This is a genomic window from Delftia sp. ZNC0008, assembly GCF_000799035.1.
GTDB classification, from domain to species: domain Bacteria; phylum Pseudomonadota; class Gammaproteobacteria; order Burkholderiales; family Burkholderiaceae_C; genus Comamonas; species Comamonas tsuruhatensis.
Genome location: NZ_JTKZ01000700.1, coordinates 1 through 1,532, shown reverse-complemented (window position 1 = coordinate 1,532; position 1,532 = coordinate 1). Strand labels below are relative to the sequence as shown.

The following is a 1,532-nucleotide window of genomic DNA, read 5'->3' as shown; positions in this document are numbered from 1 at the left end:
GTTGGTAGAGCGCAACCTTGCCAAGGTTGAGGTCGACGGTTCGAACCCGTTTTCCCGCTCCAGTTTCTAAAAACTGCAGCAATGCTGTAGTTGTTTGATAGTGATTTTGGCGCGATAGCAAAGCGGTTATGCCCCGGATTGCAAATCCGGTTAGACCAGTTCGACTCTGGTTCGCGCCTCCAAAAATTCATTGCGAAAACAGTTCAAAAGGCCCTTCGGGGCCTTTTTTTTTCTGCGTCAGGATCATGGCTTGTCCTTGCTGTCTGGTTCGAGCCAGCCCCGTGCCCGGTCAAGCTCCATCTCTCCCTCTCTCTAAAGTTTCGGCACTCTGCGAGTGGTTCAGGGCTTGTTCTTCTGTGACATGAAGAGAATTCCATTCTGTAATTCATTGCCAGTTCGGTGAATTATTTTGTTTCCAATTGTTCTGCCTGGATCCTCGCCGCGAGCGTGCTTATTGGAAGTTGATTGGAAAATTGCAAAAAAGTGCAAATGGCTTGCCATTGGCAGTGGATTCAATTGGCCGGTCGTGGATATGATGCGCGCTTCATTCATCGAGAGGGATTATGAAGATCAAGCTATTGACGGCGATTGTTGCCAGCGGCGTGGTGCTGGCGGGTTGTAAAACCATGGAGTCCGCTGATGTGGGCGGGCTGCTGGATTCAGGCTCCACGGCCATGAAGGCCATGACGCTCACGGATGACGATGTGGTCACGCTGTCCAACGACTCCTGCGCGGCCATGGATGCGCAGAACAAGGTGGCCGATGCCAAGAGCAAGTACACGGTGCGGCTGAACAAGGTCATTGCCAGCATGCCGCAGGCCGTCAATGGGAAAAAAGCCGTCTACAAGGTCTATATGACGCAGGACGTGAATGCTTGGGCCATGGCCAATGGCTGCATTCGCGTCTACAGCGGCCTGATGGATCTGATGAACGACGATGAATTGCGTGGCGTGATTGGCCATGAGATCGGGTATGTGGCGCTGGGCCATAGCAAGAAGCGCATGCAAACGGCCTATGCGGCATCGGCTGCGCGCTCGATTGCAGCCAATAGCGGCAATTCCGCGTTGGCCTCGCTGTCGCGCTCGCAGGCCGGAGATCTGGGTGAGAAGTTCATCAACGCCCAGTTCTCCCAGTCCCAGGAGTCGGCGGCTGATGACTATTCCTTCGACCTGCTCACGGAAAAGAAGATGAGTCGCCAGGGCCTGGTCACATCGTTCCAGAAGCTGGCCAAGCTCAGCGGTGGCAGTGGCGGCAGCTCCATCCTGAGCTCTCACCCCCCGTCTGAACAGCGCGCCAAGCGCATGCAGGACCGCATCGACGGCAAGTAAGCGACGGCATGGAGCGGGCTGCTGTGCGGGTGGGCATTGATCCGCTTCGACGCGGATTTTTTCCGTACTTGGTCCGGAGTGCCGGAAATCTGCGCTAGAATTCAAGTCTGCTCTGTGAGGCGCACAGCTTGACAGATATGCGGGAATAGCTCAGTTGGTAGAGCGCAACCTTGCCAAGGTTGAGGTCGACGGTTCGAACCCGTT

At 55.4% G+C, this 1,532-nt stretch carries 1 protein-coding gene and 1 tRNA gene; both read left to right on the top strand.

Annotation, left to right across the window (positions count from 1 at the left end):
• Positions 1–108: 108 nt before the first annotated feature.
• Positions 109–182, top strand: a tRNA-Cys gene (locus L995_RS22845).
• Between the two features lie 381 nt (positions 183–563).
• A complete protein-coding gene (locus L995_RS22840) occupies positions 564–1,328 on the top strand; it encodes a M48 family metalloprotease (RefSeq protein ID WP_047473824.1) in 765 nt (254 codons plus the stop codon).
• The last annotated feature ends 204 nt before the right edge of the window (positions 1,329–1,532 follow it).

What these genes read in the sequence shown, in the direction of transcription:
- L995_RS22840 (WP_047473824.1), top strand. Translation starts at nt 564, where the DNA reads ATGAAGATCAAGCTATTGACGGCGATTGTTGCCAGCGGCGTGGTGCTG.